This window comes from [Clostridium] clostridioforme AGR2157, from assembly GCF_000424325.1.
GTDB classification, from domain to species: domain Bacteria; phylum Bacillota; class Clostridia; order Lachnospirales; family Lachnospiraceae; genus Enterocloster; species Enterocloster clostridioformis_A.
The window spans coordinates 52,514-74,388 of the sequence record NZ_AUJR01000023.1 but is presented as its reverse complement, the minus strand read 5'-3'; the positions used below and the strand labels follow the sequence as shown (position 1 = coordinate 74,388).

The 21,875-nt window shown below is 47.5% G+C and carries 18 protein-coding genes, 1 other RNA gene and 3 pseudogenes; 8 read left to right on the top strand and 14 right to left on the bottom strand.

The genetic code is table 11. The annotated features are described in order from the left end of the window. Window positions 1-193 precede the first annotated feature (193 nt). The 5 genes and pseudogenes from ffs to tadA form a co-directional block, all read right to left on the bottom strand. Window positions 194-455: signal recognition particle sRNA large type (gene ffs, locus G614_RS29935), an RNA gene on the bottom strand. A gap of 107 nt (window positions 456-562) precedes the next feature. Next, a pseudogene (locus tag G614_RS31935) lies at window positions 563-700 on the bottom strand (hypothetical protein); the annotation flags it as partial. A gap of 1 nt (window position 701) precedes the next feature. After that, window positions 702-1,125, bottom strand: a pseudogene (locus G614_RS34390) (alpha-amylase family glycosyl hydrolase); the annotation flags it as partial. 28 nt (window positions 1,126-1,153) lie between these two features. Further along, window positions 1,154-1,326, bottom strand: a pseudogene (locus G614_RS34385) (FadR family transcriptional regulator); the annotation flags it as partial. Window positions 1,327-1,386: 60 nt separating this feature from the next. Then, complete coding sequence (tadA, locus tag G614_RS0111710) at window positions 1,387-2,145, bottom strand: tRNA adenosine(34) deaminase TadA (RefSeq protein ID WP_027642094.1); 759 nt, start codon at window positions 2,143-2,145, stop codon at window positions 1,387-1,389. A gap of 94 nt (window positions 2,146-2,239) precedes the next feature. Between tadA and G614_RS0111705 the strand changes: the two genes are divergently transcribed. Continuing rightward, a complete protein-coding gene (locus G614_RS0111705) occupies window positions 2,240-2,938 on the top strand; it encodes an anaerobic ribonucleoside-triphosphate reductase activating protein (protein WP_027642093.1) in 699 nt (232 codons plus the stop codon). A 97-nt stretch (window positions 2,939-3,035) separates the two neighbouring features. Here the strand turns inward: G614_RS0111705 and G614_RS0111700 are convergent, their stop codons facing one another. Then, window positions 3,036-5,687 carry a DUF6128 domain-containing protein gene (locus G614_RS0111700; RefSeq protein WP_027642092.1) on the bottom strand — a complete coding sequence of 884 codons (2,652 nt, stop codon included), beginning with the start codon at window positions 5,685-5,687 and terminating at the stop codon, window positions 3,036-3,038. Between the two features lie 209 nt (window positions 5,688-5,896). Between G614_RS0111700 and nagB the strand changes: the two genes are divergently transcribed. Then, on the top strand, window positions 5,897-6,622 hold the full coding sequence (gene nagB, locus G614_RS0111695; RefSeq protein WP_027642091.1) for a glucosamine-6-phosphate deaminase: 726 nt from the start codon (window positions 5,897-5,899) through the stop codon (window positions 6,620-6,622). A gap of 205 nt (window positions 6,623-6,827) precedes the next feature. Here nagB and G614_RS31255 read toward each other — a convergent pair whose 3' ends face one another. From G614_RS31255 to G614_RS0111650, 8 genes are all read right to left on the bottom strand, one after another. Further along, window positions 6,828-6,989 (bottom strand): hypothetical protein, encoded by a 162-nt coding sequence (locus G614_RS31255; protein WP_162142747.1) that lies wholly within the window; start codon window positions 6,987-6,989, stop codon window positions 6,828-6,830. Window positions 6,990-7,078: 89 nt separating this feature from the next. Then, the gene (locus tag G614_RS0111685; protein WP_027642090.1) at window positions 7,079-7,645 is read right to left on the bottom strand and encodes a lipoprotein; all 567 of its coding nucleotides are present in this window, start codon (window positions 7,643-7,645) and stop codon (window positions 7,079-7,081) included. A 28-nt stretch (window positions 7,646-7,673) separates the two neighbouring features. After that, window positions 7,674-8,123 carry a transcriptional regulator, SarA/Rot family gene (locus G614_RS0111680; protein WP_330694718.1) on the bottom strand — a complete coding sequence of 150 codons (450 nt, stop codon included), beginning with the start codon at window positions 8,121-8,123 and terminating at the stop codon, window positions 7,674-7,676. A 123-nt stretch (window positions 8,124-8,246) separates the two neighbouring features. Beyond that, on the bottom strand, window positions 8,247-9,596 hold the full coding sequence (gene murD, locus G614_RS0111675) for a UDP-N-acetylmuramoyl-L-alanine--D-glutamate ligase (protein ID WP_027642088.1): 1,350 nt from the start codon (window positions 9,594-9,596) through the stop codon (window positions 8,247-8,249). An 11-nt stretch (window positions 9,597-9,607) separates the two neighbouring features. Beyond that, window positions 9,608-11,068, bottom strand: a complete 1,461-nt coding sequence (locus G614_RS0111670) for a hypothetical protein (protein ID WP_027642087.1) — start codon at window positions 11,066-11,068, stop codon at window positions 9,608-9,610. A gap of 227 nt (window positions 11,069-11,295) precedes the next feature. After that, window positions 11,296-11,823 carry a spore maturation protein gene (locus tag G614_RS0111660; protein WP_027642086.1) on the bottom strand — a complete coding sequence of 176 codons (528 nt, stop codon included), beginning with the start codon at window positions 11,821-11,823 and terminating at the stop codon, window positions 11,296-11,298. Between the two features lie 165 nt (window positions 11,824-11,988). Further along, window positions 11,989-12,921: a cysteine synthase A gene (gene cysK, locus G614_RS0111655; protein ID WP_027642085.1), complete on the bottom strand. Its 933-nt coding sequence runs from the start codon at window positions 12,919-12,921 to the stop codon at window positions 11,989-11,991. 151 nt (window positions 12,922-13,072) lie between these two features. Then, the gene (locus G614_RS0111650; protein ID WP_027642084.1) at window positions 13,073-13,996 is read right to left on the bottom strand and encodes a LysR family transcriptional regulator; all 924 of its coding nucleotides are present in this window, start codon (window positions 13,994-13,996) and stop codon (window positions 13,073-13,075) included. Between the two features lie 351 nt (window positions 13,997-14,347). On the opposite strand from G614_RS0111650, the gene G614_RS0111645 reads away from it, so the two are divergent. The 6 genes from G614_RS0111645 to citF are packed head-to-tail and all read left to right on the top strand — an operon-like array spanning window position 14,348 to window position 21,843. After that, the gene (locus G614_RS0111645) at window positions 14,348-16,615 is read left to right on the top strand and encodes a hydratase (protein WP_027642083.1); all 2,268 of its coding nucleotides are present in this window, start codon (window positions 14,348-14,350) and stop codon (window positions 16,613-16,615) included. 18 nt (window positions 16,616-16,633) lie between these two features. Further along, entirely contained in the window at window positions 16,634-17,785 is a 1,152-nt protein-coding gene (locus tag G614_RS0111640; protein WP_022202149.1) for a 2-methylaconitate cis-trans isomerase PrpF family protein, read from the top strand. A 12-nt stretch (window positions 17,786-17,797) separates the two neighbouring features. Continuing rightward, window positions 17,798-19,063: an SLC13 family permease gene (locus G614_RS0111635; RefSeq protein ID WP_022202150.1), complete on the top strand. Its 1,266-nt coding sequence runs from the start codon at window positions 17,798-17,800 to the stop codon at window positions 19,061-19,063. 17 nt (window positions 19,064-19,080) lie between these two features. Continuing rightward, window positions 19,081-19,380, top strand: coding sequence for a citrate lyase acyl carrier protein (gene citD, locus G614_RS0111630; protein ID WP_022202151.1), 300 nt, complete (start codon window positions 19,081-19,083; stop codon window positions 19,378-19,380). Next, the gene (locus tag G614_RS0111625; RefSeq protein ID WP_027642082.1) at window positions 19,377-20,279 is read left to right on the top strand and encodes an aldolase/citrate lyase family protein; all 903 of its coding nucleotides are present in this window, start codon (window positions 19,377-19,379) and stop codon (window positions 20,277-20,279) included. Before citD ends, G614_RS0111625 begins: the two co-directional genes overlap by 4 nt. A gap of 1 nt (window position 20,280) precedes the next feature. Then, a complete protein-coding gene (gene citF / locus G614_RS0111620; RefSeq protein ID WP_027642081.1) occupies window positions 20,281-21,843 on the top strand; it encodes a citrate lyase subunit alpha in 1,563 nt (520 codons plus the stop codon). Window positions 21,844-21,875: the final 32 nt, after the last annotated feature.

The following is a 21,875-nucleotide window of genomic DNA, read 5'->3' as shown; positions in this document are numbered from 1 at the left end:
TTCTATTATACCCATTTTGTAATTATAACGCAAAGGTGTTTTCGGGGCAAGTATAATTTCGGGCAACCGGCCATTCTGCAATTGCCCCGCCTGCAACAGGCCAGAACCGGCACACGCCATGCAGAAATACAAATGGGACATAAATCCGGTGATACAGTAACGTATCCTCAGATTTATATCCCATTTTTTAATTCCACGCACCTTGCTTTGTGCTGCTGCCACGAACGTTACTCATGCAGTTAACTCAATCCAGGCTGCCTCACGGCACACGGGAGGTTCCGCTTAGTGCTGCTGCATTCCTGCCCTGACACGGTTCACAGATTCCCGTTGCGTAAGACCCAGACGTCAACGCCACTTACACAAGGCAGCTTCGCAGCAAACAGCCCGAGGCAAGGTATCACCCCTGCTGGAGCGGATTGCAGGTACAGGGCACCGCTATCTCCCCGGCTGCGTGGAAACTTTATGACATATTAGGCCGTACATACGCAGATGTATCAACAAATGCCGGCATGGGCAGTTGTTGCAAACTGCCTGTTAAGTATAACCTGCCGGGACGCTTTTGTCAAGGCTGTGCCTCCACCAAAAATAACCTGGACAGATAATCTCCCTGGGGCACCGGACTGGTCCGTACGCCGCTGGCCCCGTCCGAAAGAATCAGGCCCGTGCTCATTAGTTCGTCCCCATACGTGGTATAGTCCATCTTATGCTCTGGACTCCCTGGTGAAGTCCATGGCAGTCCACCAGCCGCGTCCATGCTCCCTTGCATTGAGCCAGGTATAATTGGGATATACCCCAAGCCAGGGCGTCCCCTCTGTGAATCCTGCCTGCTCCGTATCATCCCACTGCATGGGCGTCCTTGCATTGTCTCGTCCCATGTGGCTGATGCAGCGTATCATCTCCTCATGGGAAATACGTCCGCTGCCCACCATCTCACGGTATACATTAAGGATTTCTATATCCTGGAAATCCTCTATGCTCTGCCCTGAAAATTCGTCATTCCCAATTCCTGTCCCTCATAGATATAGGGTGTCCCCTTCATCATATAGAGACAGACTGCCAGCATTTGGCAGACACCTCCCAGAACCTTGGGCCGTCATTGCCAAAGCGGGACACCGGGGAACGATAGCATTGTAATAATGCTCGTACTCTTCCCCAGGTCATTGACCTCCTGACTTCCCACATAGATGCCCTTGCCGTTCTTTACTTCCAGTACGTTCCTGGCTTCCAGAGGCGGTCACCGGGTTTTAAACCATTTTCCTGGATGTAATTCTGTATATATCGGATTATCTCTGATTGAAGAGTTGTACGCTGTATTTTACTGTCCATTCTGCTCACTCTCATGATGTTTTTGTTCAAGTTTATTAGATTAACATATTGCACAATTATCTATTTCTTTTTACGTTCACGCAGGTTCTGGAAGAAATCCGACATCAGCTTTGAACATTCCTGTTCAAGCACCCCCTCCACCACCTCTGCCTGATGGTTAAATCCCGGCACATGGAGCATGTCCAGTACGGACCCCGCACAGCCGGCCTTGGGATTCATGCATCCCATTGCAATCCTGGGTATACGTGCCTGCACAATCGCCCCGGCACACATGGGGCATGGCTCCAGTGTCACATACATGGTGCAGTCCTCCAAACGCCAGTCGCCCATTTTTTTGCATGCCTTTTTAATGGAGATGATTTCAGCATGGGACAGCACACTCTTATCCGCGTTACGCCGGTTATATCCCCTGGCGATGATCCTGTCCCCGCGGACAATCACGCATCCTATGGGCACGTCCCCGATAGCGGCCGCCTTTTTGGCCTGGCGAAGAGCCTCTCTCATAAACCCAACATCCCGCTTTCTCTGCTTCAAACGCTGCTCCTCTGCCGCAAGAGCTGCAAGGCGCTGCTTCTCCATTCTCTTTTCATAATTCCTGCGCCGTGTTTCCTGCCCCTTTAAACGGGCTGCTTCTGTTTCTGCTGCTTTTCTGTTGTGATTTTCCTGGTTTGGTATTAGGATTTGCTGGTTTGGTTCTAGGGTCTGCTGGTTCGATGTTAGGGTTTGCTGGTTTGATTCTATGGGTTCCTCGTTTGATGCCATATCTTCCTGATTTAATACCATATTTTCCTCTCCTATATCAAATGGCCCTTTTGCCATGATTTGATTCCTCTTTTTTTAAAGCTTCATGTGTGTTATACTTTTTTATTATACAGAATAAATCAAAAATTGAAAAGGGACAGGTTAAGAGGCCATGAAAATATGCGGACTGCAAAAGACTACGCTGCTGGACTTTCCGGGCAGGGTGGCCGCAACTATATTTACAGGAGGGTGTAATTTCCGGTGTCCCTTCTGCCATAACAGCGGACTTCTGGGTTCAGACGCAGAAGAATATGAAACCCAGGAGGATATCCTGGCGTTTCTGGAAAAACGCAAGCGGGTACTGGAAGGAGTCTGTATCACCGGAGGGGAGCCTACCCTGCAGCCGGACCTGGAGGATTTCATACGGATGGTGCGAAGCCTGGGTCTGGCTGTGAAGCTGGATACCAATGGCTACATGCCCGGAATATTGAAAGATTTGTGCGCCAAAGGGCTTTTGGATTGTGTTGCAATGGACATTAAGGCTGGACGGAATCACTATGAGAATGTAGCCGGAGTATCCGGCCTTTCCATGGAACGGATAGATGAGAGCATCGAATTTCTGCTGTCAGGCAGCATTCCCTATGAATTCCGGACCACCGTTGTCCGCGGTCTTCACACATCTGATGATTTCAGACAGATTGGACCGTGGATTAAGGGTTGTCCTGAGTACTACCTGCAGTGCTTCACGGAATCCGGAGAAGTACTTGTCCCCGGAGTCTATTCAGACTATACAAAGGATGAAATGATGGCGTTTGCTGATTTGGTTCGCCCCTATGTGGGGCAGGTTTCCCTGCGGGGAATTGATTACTAAGCCGAATATAGGATATTGGGGAAATTCAGTACAGAAATAAATTAATTGTATCGCCCCTTTCGGCGCGGTCTGACTGCGCCGGAAGGGGTGAAGTATTCTAATCCTGGTTTTCTAACCGCACATCCGTATACCAGTATCCAAAGCGGCCGTTCTGTGACGGCTGTTTTCTCGCCAGCACAAAATGCGGGAAGCCGAACATGGATGCCATGTATTTTTCATTGCTGTAATAATTGCCGGGGACCCCAAGTATATAACGGGTGCGCCCCTTTGTCTCATCACCGATGCGGGCTAATATCAGATAGCGGTAATTATAATATCCGTGCAGCAGGAAGCTGTTATTACCATAATTCCAGTTCTCCCTTGGAAGCAGTCCGATATCCTGAGGCTTAATTGTCAGAATCTCACACCCATTGGCGCTGTCAAATGCCTGTATCTTGGGATACCGCTTGCGGAAGCCATCCCACAGCCTGCCCGGGAAGTCAGACTGCTGCTCTTCCTGCTCCAGCCGTTCTAACCCCTGGGGATTTCCCAGTATCAGGGTTTCCTCGCCTGCATCAACCACAGGTACTCTTTCCTCTGCCTGCCCAGCCGCTTCGCCGCTGTCACCTGCCTCCGGCCCGGCCGGCCGCTGCCTGCCCTGGGATGCCTGCTGGTTTCCCGGACGCCGTTTTTGCATCGGCTGCTGGTTTGACATTGGCTGCTGGTTTGGCATTGGCTTCTGGTTTGGTACCGGCTGACGGTTTGGCATTGGCTGCTGGCCCGGCATCGGCTGCTGGCCCGGCATCGGCTGCTGGCCCGGCATCGGCTGCTGGCCCGGCATTGGCTGCTGGCACGGCATCGGCTGCTGGCACGGCATCGGCTGCCGATTTGGAACTGGCTGCTGGCTCATCGAACTCTGGCCCGGTGTATGTTGACGTGACGGCATTATCTGATTGCCCGGCATCAGCTGGCGGGGCGGCCTTGGCTGTTGATTAGACATTGGCTGCTGTCCTGACATTGGCTGCTGTCCTGACATTGGCTGCTGTCCTGACATTGGCTGCTGCCCTGACATTGGCTGCCGATTCGATGTTGGCTGTTGACCTGGCATTGGCTGCTGCCCTGGCATAGACTGCCGGCTCCGCATTGGCTGCTGATTCATCGGCCCCATGCCCTGGTATGGCTGCTGATTCATCGGATACTGGTCTATCAGCCGCTCCTGGTCCAACTTTCCCCCGGAGGAACCCGTATGCACTGTTCCCGCAGGCATATGCCTGCGTGGCATCCCAGGCCTGGTCATAATGTTTGGTCTGGGAACCGTCCTGTTTTCCGGCATATTATCAGGCTGCAGGGGAATACGGGTATCAGGAACCATACCTTCCTGCCTGGGCTCTCCCATATTCAGCGGGTCATGGGCGGTCTGAAGCTCACGGGGCATGCTTCCATTTTCCTGATAAAGCTGTTTTCTGATAGATGTCACATTCTTTTCATCCCAGCTGTCCTGAGGCTGCTGCTCCCCAAAATCCCATTTGCCATTCCAGGCTCCACGGTCTGGTTCCTGCTCTCCACCCGAGTTAGGCGTCATCATGCCATCCGTCTGTTCCATATCTTCTATTGGCGTGATACCTGCCAGACCTCTATTTCGTAAAACTACCGTTTTCTCCGACTCCGCCGCTTTCTTCGATTGGCACTCTAATTGGGAATCCGGAATGCCTCCTGATTCCTGTGCTTCCTCTATTCCATCCGGCATTTCGTCCGGCAGGGATTCCGGCTCCAGCTCCATACTGCATTCTGCATCAGGTAACAGCTCCGGTTCCAGCGCCAAACCGTCCCTGGCCTCCGGATTCCCAAAAGCCTCCATCTGATTTACAGATTCCTCTGACTCCTGATTGATTTGCAGGCCGCTGTCATCCTCCTGATTGGACATTCCGGCCGGCTCTGCCTCTACTGACTCCGATAAAATTTCTTCTGCCCCGACTACTTTTTCCGCTATCTGATCCGATGCTTCTGCCGTTTGATTGGCTTCTGCCGTCTGATTAGCTTCTGCCGTCTGATTAGCCTCATCCTCCGCCCGGAACACCTCCTCTGACGTTCCGGCCGATACCTCTGCCTCCTGAACGGCCTCCGCAGTCCCCGCACCCCCATGACTGTCAGACATTTCCGAGGAATCACCCATCATTCCACTGTCCGCAGCCCGTTTTAAAGAGGAATTCTGAATCCCGCTCTGTTTGCCGGCAGCACGCATCTGACGCGCTCCTGCCGGAGAGCTGCTGAGCACAGGGCCATCCCCGTCTTCTGCTGCTTTTTCCCCAGACCGCAGCTCCTGATTCAGTTCTTCCACTTTTCTATGTATCTGAGCCTCTGCATCTCCCACTTTACTGGAGGTCACATCCGCCAGCTCCACTTCCGCCGCATGGGCTACTGCATCCTCCCAGATGGTTGTATATGCCCGCCATGTATCCCCCTGTTCATGTATGGTCAGGCCATAGCACTGGTCCATGCTGCAGCCGGAATCAGCGGCATTTTCCACATTTACCACGGCACGGAACTCACCGCCGCCGCTGCGGATAAATATACTGCCCAGGAAAATCTCCTTTCCCGGAGCCAGCAGATAAACCCCCAGGTCGCTGCTTCCAACGTAAACTTTCTTTACATTTACGCTGAGTTTGCATTGCCCATTCCGGGATTCCAGCTTGGCAAACCCAATATTCTTTCCTTTTACCTCGCCTTCATAGGCGTAGATATAAGATATCAATCTCCGATAATTGGTCATACTTTCACTCCTCGCACCCATAATCTGCAGCTGCCCTGTACACGGCCTATCTGCTTTTATAAATATTTTATGCATTTACCCCTTGAAAGTATGTTAGGAAAATGTTATCCTATATTTAAAGATTAATAGAAATTTTTTTCAAAACAGTGACCTTCTGGATATCCGGGGCACCGCAACTACTAATAATGTATGGAAAGGTGGCAATTATTATGAAAATCTACAAAGCAAAAGATTACGAAGAATTAAGCCGCAAGGCAGCCAGCATCATCGCTTCCCAGGTACTGATGAAGCCTGACTGTGTCCTTGGCCTGGCAACCGGTTCCACCCCAATCGGCACTTATAGGCAGCTGATTGAATGGTACAACAAAGGCGATTTGGATTTCTCCAGTGTAAAGAGCGTGAACCTGGATGAATACAGAGGTCTTACCAGGGATAATGACCAGAGCTACTACTACTTCATGTATAACAATCTCTTCAAGCACATTAACATCAACATGGATTGTACCAATATTCCCGACGGCACCCAGTCTGACAGCGATAAGGAATGCTCCCGCTATGAGGACGTGATTAAGAGTCTGGGCGGTATTGACCTGCAGCTTCTGGGCCTGGGACATAACGGCCACATCGGTTTTAACGAGCCAGACGAAGAGTTTGCCAAGACCACTCACTGTGTGGACCTGACCCAGAGCACCATTGAGGCCAATAAGCGTTTCTTTGCTTCCATTGATGAGGTTCCGAAGCAGGCTTATACCATGGGTATCGGAACCATTATGAAGGCTGAAAAAATTCTTCTGGTTGTCAGCGGCTCTGACAAGGCTCAGATTCTCCATGATGTGCTCTGCGGCCCTGTAACCCCTCATGTTCCTGCATCCGTACTTCAGCTACATAACGATGTGATTGTTGTTGCAGACGAAGCGGCCATGGCTAAATTATAATCAGGCCTGCTTATCACCGGCATACTTAATAATGATATTTTATCATCGGAAATCTTATATTATAAAAACCATGCCTCTCCCCCCGACCGGAAAGAGGCATGGTTTTTTAACTTCACATCACATATCAACAAAGCTCAAGACGGCTGCTCCTGGCCAATCTGTTCCTGGCTCATCTGCTCCTGAGCCAGCTTATTCCGGGACAGCTTCATGCATCCCAGGCCCCGCCAGGGTAAATGCCATCTGGCCTTGGTATCGGGAAACGTCTGGCCTCAGCGGCTGTCATGCCAGTAACCTGCGCATCTTCCTCTCCCGGCTGAGACAAAAGCTTTACAGTTCCCTCCAGGGCATCCTCATTCTCCTTTAGCATTCTGGCAGCTCCCAACTCACGGCGGCCAACACCAACCGCTTCCTCAACGCCCTTCAGCAGAATGGCTTCGCCCTGCCTCTTTCACTTATTTATTCAACAGACTCATAGTCTGCATTATAGGTAAGATAATCATTATCTCCCTGCTTAATGTCATCGCCTTCATAGTTGGCGCCGTTCACCTTAAGCTTAAGCTTGGACAGCTCAAAGTTCTCCGTAAAGGTATTGCCAATCTCAGTGAGGAACATCTTGTCGGAACAGCCCTCTGCGCTCTCAGCCTGATTTAAATCCAGGGTTCCAACCGCGTTCTCATCCTTGCCCTCAACGTCAAAACCAAGGACCTCTGTGCCGTCAGTCAGCACGCCGTATTCAATCAGCTTGTCTACCAGAAGCTGTGCGTCCAGCCCTTCCGTGTCAAGGGAATCCATATCCTGCACCAGGCTTCCTCCGCCGCCGTGATATACGGAAATCACAGCTACCGGCATAACGTTGGGGTCCGGAACTTTATCGCTGGCTCCGCCTGTGCTTGGCGGTATCATATCCTCCTGGGATTTAGCAGCAGCGGTGGTTTCTTTTTTCTGTTTTTCAGTGGTAGGTGTACAGGCTGCCAGGGATACTGCCATCAGGACGGTCATAACACCAATCAACCATTTTTTCATAATTGTAAAGCCTCCTTAAATAATCCTCTTAAAAGCTTCTGAACCAGTTATTGAGCTTTGTCAGCGCCTTTACCAGGGCCTCCAGCTCTTCCTCTGTCAGTTCTTCTACTACGCTGTCTATCATCTGTTCATGGAACTTCTTATGATGATAATATGCCTTAACTCCTTTTTCTGAAAGGGATATGAACACGACCCTGCGGTCCTCACTGCTGCGGTTACGGACTACATAGCCCTTTTTTACCAGGCTGTTCACGGATATAGTCAATGTTCCCACCGTAACCGACAGTTCCCGGGCTATGGATGACATGTTCTTTGGCCTGTCTATGCCTATAACGTCTATGACATGCATATCGTTATTGGTAATATCACTAAACTCCGAGGTGATAATTGCCTTCTGCTCTATATCATTGACATCGCGGAACAGGCTAACCAAAACTTCATTCAGCGTCTCGTAAGCTCCCACGTTTCTCCCTTTCACTTTCTGCTTCAAAAGCTTCTTACTGATTGTACAGTATTTTAAGTGTTCGCACAACCCCCTAAATCCTTATAAAATTCTTAAAAGGTTGTGATTTTTTTGTTTCTTTTACATGTTTATCCTGATTTACTTTTTAAATACAAGACGTGAAAATGTTTCTCCCCGTTCCTCAAAATTCCTGAAGATGCCATAGCTGGCAGCGGCCGGTGACAGCACGCAGCTTGTACCGGGCCTCGTTATCTGACGCGCCCGCTTGACCCCGTCCTCCAGATGCTCCGCCAGTATAAGCCTGGCCCTGTTCTTAAATTCAGGATAATATTTATGTATCTCCTGGTATATCCTCTTGCCCGTGGCCTCCATCAGGATAATATGTGGCACCGGACATTCCGACAGATACTCAATCAGTTCCCTGTAGTCGATTCCCCTGTCCATGCCGCCTATGAGTACTGTATCCGTATCCTTCAGCGTCTTAAGGGCCTGGATGGTGGTGTCGCAAATCGTGGAGATGGAGTCGTCATAATATTTCACGCCCTCCTGCTCCCCAATATACTGCAGCCGGTGGGGAAGGGGTTCGTACGTCTTAAGCCCCCGGGCAAATACCTGGTCATCCATTCCCAGTATGCTGCACACCCCATAGGCCACGCCGATGTCAAAATAATTATGCTGTCCCAGCAGCTTGATTTCATCCGTGGGTATACAAAAGGCCCTTCCCCGGAAGTGAACCCAGATGCCGTCCTGCTCCTGAACCACATCCAGCTCTTTGCCGCTGCCGTCCATACCAGCCCTTATCAGCCTGGAGGGACAGGTTCCCTCCTTTGGCAGGCACTGTACGTTGCAGATCAGGATGTCATCCGGGCGCTGGTTTTTAAAAATATGATGCTTGGCCTCCACATACTTTTCCATGGTGCCGTAATGGTCCAGATGCTCCTCATGGATGTTCACCAGAATTCCTATATGGGGTGAAACCGTCATATACTCCAGCTGATGGCAGGAAAGCTCAAACACAATCCTGGTGTCCGGCTTCACTTCCTCCATATGGTCCAGGGCCGGTATGCCTATATTCCCCACCAGAAGGGCATCCATGCCCGCCTGCTTAAGCAGGTGATACAGAAGGGTCGTGACCGTACTCTTACCCTTCGTTCCTGTGATTCCGATAATCTGATCCCGGAAACACTGGAAAAACACCTCTGTCTGCGACAATATACTGCACCTGTATTCTTCCGCAGGCCGCTCCAGGACAATGCCCGGACTTTTAAATACAACATCGTAGTCATCCATACATTTCTGGTAATCCGGGCCGGTATGCCACACCGTACCGTCTTCAGGCCTGGCGGCCGGAGCCTTTAAATCCGCTATATCCAGGACTTCATATGTTCCCAGCTGTCTGAGGACATTCCACGTGGACTGCCCTTCCCTGCCATAGCCCAGAAGCAGTATGCGCTTCCCCTTAATCCAGGGCTCTATCTTCTCTATCACGTTTGTTCTCCTTATAAGCCATCTGCACAGTATTTCCTCACCAGCCGTGCCAGGTCATCCGGAACCATGTTATTCCCGTCATAAAAGGATGAGTACTGGTCTCCCTTGGCCTCATAGGTCCCGTACAGGTCCGTGGTTCTATAATAGGAAAGAAGACGCGGCAGCGCTTCACCTGCTTCCTCCAGCCCCTTGATTGTAAGCACTATGGCCGTATTTATTTCATCGCGGCTGCCCACACACTCAAACGGTTTCTCTTCCTTTATCCCAATCAGCTGGTCCAGGGTTTCCTTCATGTCCCAATCGTCCAGCATGTTCCGGCCAAAGATATCCATGACCTCCTGCGGCGTAAGAAAGGGCGACAGAATCAGGTACACAAACAGGCACTTGGGGCAGTGTCCGCACCAGGAATCAGTCTTGCTTCCGGCATTACAGCTTCGGAATATGCCGTGGTACTGCTTCTGTCCCGCAAAATACCTGGCAATCTGGAATTCGCTCAAAGGGCGCAGCATACTGAAGTAGTACGCGCTCCCCTTCAGATATGTGGTCTGATAATAGTTGAAATCCTCCTCAAACTTAAAGCTCTTGGAATACTGGTGGTTTACCGTGCTTCCCTGGACCGTGCTCTCGTTGGCACTGGATTCATTGGACAGGGCCACCATGGACAGGCCATGCATCCTGGCCGCTATGATGCCGGAAAATGCCACCAGCGCGGAAAACGGCGTATGCCCATTCAGATATCCCTGCCGGTTGAGCTCCAGCATGTTGGAGTCCAGGGTACGCTTTGCACTTATGACATGGGCCGCGTCCAGGCCCGCCGCCTCGGTGGTGTGTATGGTAGCTCCCCTGGGATTGATGATATAGGCGTAGATGGTCTTTCCCGCCAAGCGCAGAAGCTCCAGCGTCACCGCGGAATCCTTTCCTCCGCCAATGGGAACCAGGACCCCGTCGGATGCCAGGGAATCACTGTTTACGGCGCTGATGCCCGCCGCTTTCCCATTCCCATCTATTTCCGCACCGCATGCTGCATGCCGCTCTTTACATTGGCCTGCACACCGCTCTTCACATTGGCCTGCACACCGGATATTCATAAAATGATTGGGATCCGCTTCCTCTATGCCATTCACATAGAAAAATTCACCCAATCCGTTAAAATACAGATCCTTCCACCAGTCAATCTGGTCCTGGTTCAGCCATCCGGCCTCCACTGCCACTGTGGGCGGGCAGGCAATTTTCCAGTAGCTCACCAGCTCCACCATTCCCAGGGAAAATATCATGTCCTGCATGAGCCTGTCTTTTGACCATCTGTGACAGTCCCCCTCTGCCTTCGGAAACACCCACACCGGCGCAAACTCGGACAGTCCCACTGTCTCAAACCGGTATGTGATCCTCAGACAGCTGTCATTTTCCTCTATCTCATATCCTCTGTAAGCAAAGCGGGGATACTGCTCCCGCAGGCTCAGATACTGTTTCATTCCTTATTCCTCTTCTCTTCACAGCATAAACCCGCTGTACGATAGCATATGTCCGGATCGTCCAGCCGGAATGTCCATTCCAGCTGCCCGCAGGCACACCCTAAGGCCCTGATATAATCATATACAGGGCGCACATACAACGGATTCCCTTTTTCTATGGCTATTATAGTCAATAACCCTTGATATTGCAATGTTTTTTTATGCTCCGGACAGCACCGGCCGCAGCTTTATCTAACCGCACCGGCCAGTACCACGCTGGCCGCCACTCCCGCCGCCGTGGCAATCATCCCCCCGGCCAATGCGTACCTGGTCCTGGTAATGCCTACACTGCCAAAATATACGCTCAGACAGTACAGCACTGTCTCCGTACTGCTCATGAGCACGGATGCAATAAGTCCCAGAGAGGAGTCTGTACCGTACTCCTTAAATATGTCCAGCACCAGCCCTGTGGCCGCTGAGTTGGATACCAGACGCACCAGGACCACAGGTACGATTTGGGGAGGTATATGCAAAAGGGCCGCAGGCATCTTAAGCAGCTCTCCCAGAAAATCCAGAAAACCGGATGCCCTGAGGACTCCCACCGACACCATAAGTCCCACCAGGGTTGGCAGGATACCGGCTACTGTCTTCATGCCGTCCTTTGCCCCGTCGATGAAATCGTCCAGCACCGGACGCCCGGACAAAAGGCCAAAGCCCACAATATAAAAAATCATCAGAGGGACCATTGCCTCTGACAAAAAAATCAGGAATTTCATATATCAGTTCCAGGTCCGTTTGTTTATTACATCTTATTCCATTGATGTTTGTTTCATGACGGGAAAAGACTGCCCGCTTGGACCACCTTATCCTTGGGCGCCGGGGCCGTCACAGCGTCCGGCGCATCCGCAAACCGTGTGATTCTTATTAATATCTAATCCTGATTACTCCACAAACAGCGCTGTGGAATAATACCTGTCCCCGCTGTCAGGAAGCAGCACGACAATGGTCTTGCCCTCATTCTCAGGCCGTCTGGCAACCTCAATGGCTGCGTACAGGGCTGCTCCCGATGAAATTCCGGTCAGAAGTCCCTCTGTCCTGGCCAGCATCTTCGCAGTGGCAAAGGGCGCCTCATTGTCCACGGTTATTATTTCATCATATATATGGGTGTCCAACACCTTGGGAATGAACCCGGCTCCGATTCCCTGAATCTTGTGGGGGCCGGCGCTTCCTCCGGAAAGAACCGGTGATGTGGATGGCTCCACGGCTATAACCTTGATGCGGGGATTCTTTTCCTTCAAATATGTTCCGGTACCTGTAAGGGTTCCTCCTGTTCCCACAGACGCCACAAATATATCTACCTGCCCGTCCGTGTCATGCCAGATTTCCGGCCCCGTACTCTCCATATGCGCCCTTGGGTTCACCGGATTATCAAACTGCCCAGGAATGAAGCTGTCCGGTATCTCCCTTGCCAGCTCCTCCGCCTTTTGAATGGCCCCGCTCATTCCCTTCTCACCGGGTGTCAGAACTATTTCGGCCCCGTATGCCTTCAGTATATTGCGGCGCTCCACGCTCATGGTATCGGGCATGGTCAGTATCATCCTATAGCCCTTGACCGCAGACACAGCAGCCAAGCCAATGCCTGTATTGCCTGACGTGGGCTCAATGATGACAGAACCCGGTTTCAGCCTGCCGGTGCGTTCCGCATCCTCAATCATGGCTTTCCCAACTCTGTCCTTAACGCTCCCGGCCGGATTGAAGTATTCCAGCTTCACCAGAAGACGCGCTTTCAGCCGCTCCTTCTTCTCGATATTGGTCACCTCTACCAATGGGGTGTTGCCTACCAGTTCAATGGCTCCCTTATAAATCTTAGACATAGCTTCCACCGTTCCCTCACAGGCGTGCAGGGCCTTTCTTTTTTATTCATAGTTAATCACTAGGTTTTCTAGGATTATATGACCGCCGCAGGGATTTGTCAAGCATTAATTCCCTGCGCCGGCTAAAAATTAGAAAACTGTTGGCGGCAGGCTATATATTGATATAAAGGCGTTTGGCCAGTTCAATAAAATCATTGGCAAAAGATGGGAGATAACTGTTTTTGCGGGTTGCAACGACTAATGCGGAGGTAGTCCGCGGTTCTCCGAAGCTGAAGCATGAGATGGGATTTTTAAAATTATGATGTAATATATGAGGTTCAAATAAAAAGCTGACACCATATCCAACAGAAATAAGCTCCATGATTGCAGGAATGTTGCTGGTATGCAGGATATTTTCAAGAACAACGCCCTGCTGGTGAAGATACTGGTCGATAATCTGGCGGGTCCGTTGATTTTTCAGCATTAGCAGAATGGTTTCATTTTGCAGCAGGCGAACATCAAGTCTGGGATATTTGCTGGCAGGATTTGGCTGGGCAAAACGTTCCATAGGGTGGCCTTTTTTTACACAGATCAGAAGTTCTTCTTCTCCGAGAATTTCTGTCTGGATTAATGGATTGGTGTCTCCAAAACGCTGGTTATAAAAAGCAAGATCCACTTCCATGTTTAACAGTTTTTTGTCAAGCTCAGCGGAAGGTCCTTCCACAATCTGGATTTTTACATTGGGATACATCTCCTGAAATGCGGGAAGAATGGCTGGCAGCATATAGGTACAGCGCATGGTGGGAAAACCAAGACGTAATACGCCTACATTTCTTTTAACGATATCAGCCAGTTCCACATCCAGATCGGATTTTAACTGCAGGATCTGCTCTGCTTTTTCCAGATATCGTTCTCCGACATAGGTCAGGTGATATTTATGACCGGCTTTGCGAAAAAGGCTGACGCCAAGTTCGTCTTCCAGATTTTTGAGAAACTTGCTTAATGTAGGCTGTCCGATATACAGAGATTCGGCAGCTTTTGTTATATTCTGATATTTGGCAATTGCGATGACATATTGAAATTCCCGAAATTCCATAGAAAAACCTCCTTTTCAAAAGTATAACATACCTAAAAACGGAATTCAATAAATATTCCTTTTATGAATGAAAAATATAAAAAATATGAATATTAGTGAAAGCGCAGGACTTGGATAAAAAAAACTTAGGAATTCTGATATAAAAACACAATTTTTGTGAGTTTTACATAAAAAATAGATAAATGTTTGTAAACATTCCACATAATAAATGAGTAAAATGAATGACTTTTATGAATACTATGAATTTGATTATCAAATATTGTTTTGTTATGATGGATTCATAGGCAAGGTACCTTTGCAGTCAGGGAATTGTGCACTTCCCGGATAAACGTACAGTAAAGGAGAAAAACCATGATTAAGCTTTATGATGAAGGCGTCTATCTTTTGAACGGCAATACATTGGTTCCGGAATCTCAGGCAGCTCCTGAATTGATGAGAAAAAAAGAAGATGCTCATAAAGGAACTATTTCTTACAGTATCTTACAGGCTCATAACGTCAGTGGAAATGAAGAACAGTTAAAAATCAAATTTGATTCTATAACCAGTCATGACCTGACTTATGTGGGAATTATACAGACAGCGAAAGCTTCCGGTCTTGAAAAATTCCCGCTTCCATATGTACTGACCTGCTGTCATAACAGTCTTTGTGCAGTTGGAGGAACAATTAATGAGGATGACCACTTATTCGGTCTTTCTGCATGTAAAAAATATGGTGGAATTTATCTGCCGCCGCATATGGGGGTTATTCATCAGTACATGCGTGAAAGCATGGCTGGATGCGGAAAAATGATTCTTGGTTCGGACAGTCACACTCGCTATGGTGCACTGGGAACGATGGCAGTCGGTGAAGGCGGCGGTGAGCTGGTTAAGCAGCTGTTGGAACAGACCTGGGATGCAGAATATCCGGAAGTTATCGCCGTGTATCTGGATGGAAAACCAAATCCGGGTATCGGACCCCAGGATATTGCAATTGCCGTTGTAAGTGCCGTATTTAAAAACGGCTATGTAAAAAATAAAGTTATGGAATTTGTAGGACCTGGAGTTTCTTCCATGTCAACAGATTATCGTAACGGTATCGATGTTATGACAACGGAAACAACCTGTTTATCCAGTATCTGGCGCACGGATGAAGATACAAAAGCGTATCTGGACAAACATGGCCGCCCGGAAGATTACAGACAGCTTGATCCGGCACAAACTGCCCATTACGACGGATGTATTTACATAGACCTATCCACTATTCACAGCATGATCGCTCTTCCCTTCCATCCGTCAAATGGGTATGAAATACGTGAATTAAATGAAAATATGGATGATATTCTTCATGAAGTTGAAGAATATGCTTCTAAACTGATTAAAAATCCGAACCTGCGGCTGAATCTCAGAGATAAGGTGCGAAACGGAGCGCTTTATGCTGATCAGGGAACTATTGCAGGATGTGCCGGAGGTACATACAGCAACATTATGGAAGCGGCACATATTCTGAAAGGCAAGAGTACCGGAACGGATGAATATGCACTTGGAATTTATCCAAGCAGTCAGGCCGTTATGCTGGAATTGACACGAAATGGAGCACTGGCGGATCTGATTGAAGCAGGAGCAACCATTCGGACAGCATTCTGTGGCCCATGCTTTGGAGCAGGTGATACACCAGCACATAACGGACTTTCTATCAGACATACCACCAGAAATTTCCCGAACAGAGAAGGTTCTAAACCAGGTAATGGACAGCTGGCAAGTGTTGCATTGATGGATGCACGTTCCATTGCAGTTTCTTCAGCAAATGGAGGACGGATTATGGCAGCGGATGAAGCTGGTTATGAGTTTGAATGTCCGGAATATCGTTATGATCCAAAAGCATATCAGCATCGTGTGTTCCAGGGTGTGGGCAAAGGGTGTTCAGAAGAAACCGTTATCTGTGGACCGAACATTAAAGACTGGCCGGAACTTCCGGAATTAAACGACCATATGCTTCTGAAAGTATGTGCATATATTACAGATCCGGTTACTACTACGGATGAATTGATCCCTTCCGGTGAAACAGGTTCTTTCCGTTCCAATCCGATGGGACTTGCAGAATTTACACTCAGTCGCCGTGTTCCGGAATATGTGGGAAAAGCAAAAGCGGTAATGGAAAATGAAAAGGCAAGAAAAGCAGGAAATTGTCCGGCAGAAGTTGCAGATATTATTTCCAGGATTCGAAATATTTCCGGATTTGAAGAAATTCAGGAAGAAAAAATTGATCTTTCCAGTACGATTTATGCTGTAAAGCCTGGCGATGGAAGTGCCAGAGAACAGGCTGCTTCCTGTCAGAGAGTTCTTCTTGGCGGAGCAAATATTACCGTGGAATATGCAACTAAAAGATATCGTTCCAATCTGATCAACTGGGGCATGATTCCGTTTATCATGAATGGAAATCCTGACTTTGAAGACGACGATTATATCTTTGTCCCGGATATTAAAAAAGCACTGGATGGTGACATGAGTGATATTCCGGCATATGTAATCGGAAAAGAAATAAAGAAGCTTTCCCTTGCAATTGCACCTTTGACAGATGAAGAAAAAGAAATCATTCAATGTGGTTCTCTGATCAATTATAACAAAGCTCATAAAGCATAGACATGGGAGGGAAGAAAAATGTACAATGAAGATAAAAACAGATTCCTTCTTCCGGCTATGATTATTCGCGGAGGAACAAGTAAAGGTGTTTACCTTCTGGAAGAAGACCTTCCGGAAGATAAGAGCCAATGGGATTCCCTGCTTCTTAGCATGATGGGAAGCCCTGATAAAAAACAGATTGACGGACTTGGCGGTGCGCAGTCCGTTACCAGCAAAGTTGCAATTGTAAAAAAATCCTCAAGAGAGGATGCGGATGTGGATTACACATTTGCACAGGTTTCGGTAGATAAGGACCTGGTAAGTTATAAAGGAAACTGTGGAAATATTTCTTCCGGTGTGGGACCATTTGCCATTGAAAAAGGTCTTATTCAGACAAAAGAGGGAACAACTCCGGTAAGAATTTTTAACACAAATACCAATAAAGTCATTATTGCAGATGTTCAGACAGAAAAAGGCAGTGTGGTGTATGATGGTGATTTTGCCATTGCCGGTGTTCCGGGCACAGCGGCTCCGATCAAACTGAAGTTTGTTGAACCGGCAGGAACTCTTGGAAACGGACTTCTTCCCACAGGAAATGTAGTGGATATTCTGGAGGTTCCCAATTTTGGAAAAGTAGAGGTATCAATCGTAGATGCAGCCAATCCGCTTGTATTTGTAAAAGCGAAGGATCTGGGGATGACAGGTCTTGAACTTCCGGAAGAAGTAAATGCAGATGCGGATAAGCTTGCTTTACTGGAAACAGTAAGAGGACTTGCAGCTGTGATGATTGGTCTGATTGAAGATTACACCCGTTCCGCCTGGGAAACTCCAGGGATTCCGAAAATGACATTTGTTGCTGAGGCAGCAGATTATGTGACAGCAGAGGGTGTTTCTATTTCCAAAGAAAACGTTGATCTGCTTTCACGAATGATGTCTATGCAGAAAGCACATCCAAGCTATGCCATGACGGGGGCCATGTGTACAGCAGCTGCTGCGGTTGTTCCGGGAAGTGTTGTTAATCAGGTGCTTTCTGAAAATGTGGATACACAGTTTATCCGTATCGGACATCCCAGCGGTGTTCTGGAGTGTGGCGTAGATTATGAGGAAAACGGCGCAGAGCCGGTTGTAGCAGATACATTTGGATTCCGTACAGCAAACCTGCTGATGGACGGAACCGCACATATTAAATAGGGGGAGTTCATCATGAATCTTGCAATTATTAGTTTGATCGTATTGGTGATGGTTGTTGCTATTGGATTTATTAAAAAAGTTAATCTGGGTTTTCTTTCTTTAGGGGTAGCATTTATTTTAGGTACCATAGGTGATATGAGTGCAAAAGAAATCTCTAATGGTTTCAGCAGTTCTATGTTTGTAACACTTGTTGGTGTCACCTTTTTGTTTGGTATGGCGTCGAATAATGGAACGCTGGAACTGTTTTCAAAGAAAATTGTAGCACTTGTAGGAAAAAAAACCGTATTGATTCCAATCCTTATGTTTGTACTGTCCGCTTTTATTTCCGCAATCGGACCGGGACATATTGCAGCCGGAATCCTAATGACTACATTTGCAATGTATCTTGCATTTGAAATGAAAATCAATCCAATTGCTACTGCGTTGTATGCAAAACTGGGTGCGAATGCAGGATGTGCATCACCGTTGTCTTTGACTGGTGTTCTTGCAAAAAGTCTTTCTGATCCGTTAGGATATTCCGGATTTGGCCTGCACCTGTTTCTGAGTACACTGATTTCCGGTTTTATCTTTACTTTGATTTTATATGTGGCATTTAAAGGTTATAAAGTAAAAGCAGACAACCCTCTGAAGCTTTCTGAAATTCCTAAATTTAATCGTGAACAGAGATATACCATTATCGGCATTATTGTTATGGTAGTTTGCTGTATCGGATTTAAATTAGATACAGGTCTTTTTGCCTTTGTTGTAGCTGCAGTACTGATTCTTCTGGGATGTGCAGATGAAAAGAAAGCCATTAAGAGCATTCCATGGGGAACACTGGTATTTATCTGTGGCGTAGGTACACTGATCAATGTAATCAACACACTTGGCGGTATCGAACTGATTTCAAATTTCCTGACAGGAATGATGAATGAAAAAACAGCAACTCCGATCCTTTCTGCAACTTCCGGTATTTTATCCTGGGTAAGTTCTACAACAGGTGTGGTTATGCCGGCATTGTTCCCGATCGCAGCAGATGTAGCAGCCTCTTTTGCAGGCAGTGTAAACTATGTGGAATTGATTTCCGCAATTGTAGCGACTTCCTTTGCAGCAGCAATCAGCCCATTATCAACAGGCGGTGCGATTATCATGTCTTCCTATTCTGCAGCAAAAGAAACAACAAATGACGAGCTGAACAAAATGTTTAAACAGCTGTTTCTTCTTTCAGTTGGAAACGTATTGCTGAATGTTGTTTTATCAGCTCTTGGCCTCTTTAATCTGGGCGGACTGTTTTATTAAGAAAAGGAGATTTTATCATGGAAATTATCAGGCCGGCAATAGCCGGAACATTGGAATCCAGTGACTGTCAGGTTACTGTAGAGGCTGGAAACGGCAGTATCGAGTTTGAACTGGAAAGTTCTGTGCTGAACCAGTATGGAAATCAGATTAAAAAAGTTACAATGGAAACATTAAAAAATCTTGATATTGACAGTGTGAAAATCAAAATTGTGGACAAGGGTGCATTAGACTGTACCATCAAAGCCCGTATTGAGGGTGCTGTATATCGTTCTATGCAGCAGTTTAAGGATTTGCCATGGGGAGGTGCGATCAGATGAATTGTCCAAATAAAAAACGTCTGAGAAGAACCATGATGTTCTTAAATGCTCAGAAACCAGGTCTGATTAAAGACCCGTATATTTATAAACCGGATTCCATTATGCTGGATCTGGAAGATGCAGTAGCAGAAAATCAGAAAGACGCAGCAAGATTTTCCCTGTACCATGCGCTGAAAACACTGGACTATCATGGATGTGAAAGAGTTGTCCGTATTAACGGTCTCGATACAGAACTCTGGAGAGAGGATATCCGCTGTGCAGTGGCAGGTGGCTGTGATTCCATTCGTATTCCGAAAACTGAATGTCCGGAAGATGTGGCAGCAGTGGAAAAGGCGATTGTAGCCGCTGAAAAGGAATTTGATCGTCCGGAAGGAAGCGTTTTGATCATGGCTGCTATTGAATCCGCAAAAGGTGTTCTGAAATCCTATGATATCTGTACTGCTTCTGAAAGATTGTTTGGTATTGCGCTTTCCGGCGGAGATTATACAAAAGATCTTCAGACCAACATTACAGGTACCGGAATTGAGCTGATGGGAGCCCGTTCTCAGATGGTGATTTCTGCGAGAGCTGCCGGCGTACAGTGCTTTGACACTGTTTACACAGATCTGGATAATATGGAAGGTTTCCGTAAAGATGTAGAAGGAATTCACTTAATGGGCTTTGATGGAAAATCTATTATTAATCCACGTCAGATCAATATTGTACATGAAATTTTTACACCATCTCAGAAAGACATAACCTTTGCACAGAAGGTTGTTAATGAAATTGAAACCAAGAAGGCACAGGGCATCGGGGTGTTTACCGTAGACGGCAAGATGATCGATATTGCATTTTATGATGGTGCAAAACGTACACTGGAGCTGGCTAAGGCATCCGGCGTGTATAAGGAGGTGCAGTAAAATGATTAATGCAGTAGGAAGAGACATTCCGGAACAAATTCTGAAAATTACCGGAAAAGAAGTATTCCAGGGCAATCATTATAAAGATGGTGTGGAATTTAAAAAAGTAGGTTCTAATGTAAAACCGATTATGAATAACACCGAGAGTAAACTGGCAGATTCCATTCATGATGTTCTTGTAAAATGTGGAGCACATGATGGAATGACAGTCAGCTTCCATCATCATTTCAGAGATGGAGATAAAGTTGTAAATATGGTAATGGAAGAAATTCATAAAATGGGACTGAAAGACATTACTATTTGTGCGAGCTCTCTTGGAAAAGCGCACGCTCCGCTTGTTCCGATGATTGAAGACGGAACGGTTACCAATATTGAATCATCAGGTGTGCGTGGTGCGATCGGTGAAGCTATTTCACAGGGAAAACTGAAAGGTCTTGCAATCATGCGTTCTCATGGCGGTCGTGTAAGAGCCGTAATTACAGGTGAAGCGCACATTGATATTGCATTTATCGGTACACCGACCTGCGACGATTATGGAAACTGTCGTGGTATCGGCGGTAAAGCAGACTGTGGTGTTCTTTCTTATTCTCATGTTGATGGAAACCATGCAGATAAAGTAGTTGCGATTACGGACTGTCTTGTGCCGTTTCCGAATTATCCGGCACATATACCGATGCAGAGAGTGGATTATGTATGTGTTGTTGATGAAATCGGTGACCCTGCAAAAATTGCAACAGGAGCGGCAAAACCGACAACAGATCAGAGAAAGCTTCTGATGGCGGAATACTGTACACAGGTAGTTGCCAATACTCCTTATTTTAAAGATGGTTTTTCCTATCAGACAGGTGTAGGCGGTGCTTCGATTGCTTCTACGATTTCTCTTACCAAAATAATGGAAGATCGTGGAATCAAGATGGGCTTTGGTGTAGGCGGTCTGACAAAACCTATGTGTGATCTTCTGGAACGCGGTATGGTTCGCTGTCTGCTGGATACACAGGATTTCGACCTGGATGCGATCAAAAATGTGAAGAATCCGAATCATTTCAGAATCAGTGCGGGAGCGTATGCAAATCCGTTCAACAAAGGTTCTTTTGTTAATAAACTGGATTATGTAATTCTGGCGGCACTGGAAGTGGATGTAAACTTTAACTGTAATGTAGTAGTAGGGTCTGACGGTGTCATTACAGGAGCACAGGGAGGACATCCGGATACAGCTGCCGGAGCAAAATGTACGATTGTACTTGCTCCGCTTCTGCAGGGAAGAATCCCGGCAATCTGTTCTGATGTTACCACTGTTACAACACCGGGAGAAAGCATTGATATTGTGGTTACAGATTATGGTGTGGCTGTTAATCCGCGCAGACCGGACCTTCTGGAAGCGTTGAAGGCAGCAGATTGTATTCCGTTAAAGACGATCGAAGAATTGCGCGACATCGCATATTCTATTGTCGGAGAACCGGAAAAGGTTCAGTTTGCAGACCGTGTAGTAGGTATAATTGAAGCACGTGACGGCACAATTATGGATGTGGTTCGCCAGATCAAACCATTTGAATTTGCAGAATAATTTAAATCGTATCTGTTACAAAAAGCAGAGTG